Below are 447 nucleotides of genomic sequence, written 5' to 3'. Positions count from 1 at the left end.
GCTTTAAATGGTGCAGAAATGAAACATACTTACGAAGAGCTTAAAAAAAACGGAATTGAAACAGTATTCTGCAACTGAAAAACTCAAGTTGACGGGGAACCACAGGATATCTATATTCATGCCAAGTTAATGGTTATCGACGATGATTTCTTTACTCTTGGTTCGGCAAATCTGAATTTTCGAAGCATGACTGTGGATTCAGAACTGAATCTGCTTTGTGATGATGAAGAAGTAGCTTACCAATTTCGTAAGACTTTGTTTGATCGATATAGTGGTGGAGCGATTAGGCAATTTGAAAAGCATGATAAGATGGACGACTATTTCCTTCACTTTAAGAGACTAGCTAATGAGAATAAAAAGATGATGATAAAAAACATAATGATTACAGGTCATGTTGTTCCTTTTTCAGATGGTCGTAGTGTGACAGGTTCTAGAAAGGCATGATTA

1 protein-coding gene is annotated in these 447 nt (G+C 36.0%); it reads left to right on the top strand.

Annotation, left to right across the window (positions count from 1 at the left end):
• The first annotated feature begins 108 nt into the window (after positions 1-108).
• Positions 109-444, top strand: a complete 336-nt coding sequence (locus tag ACTHUR_RS20890) for a phospholipase D-like domain-containing protein (protein ID WP_440400720.1) — start codon at positions 109-111, stop codon at positions 442-444.
• The last annotated feature ends 3 nt before the right edge of the window (positions 445-447 follow it).

Source organism: Neisseria sp. P0021.S007 (assembly GCF_051956855.1).
This window is presented reverse-complemented; position numbering and strand designations above follow the sequence as displayed.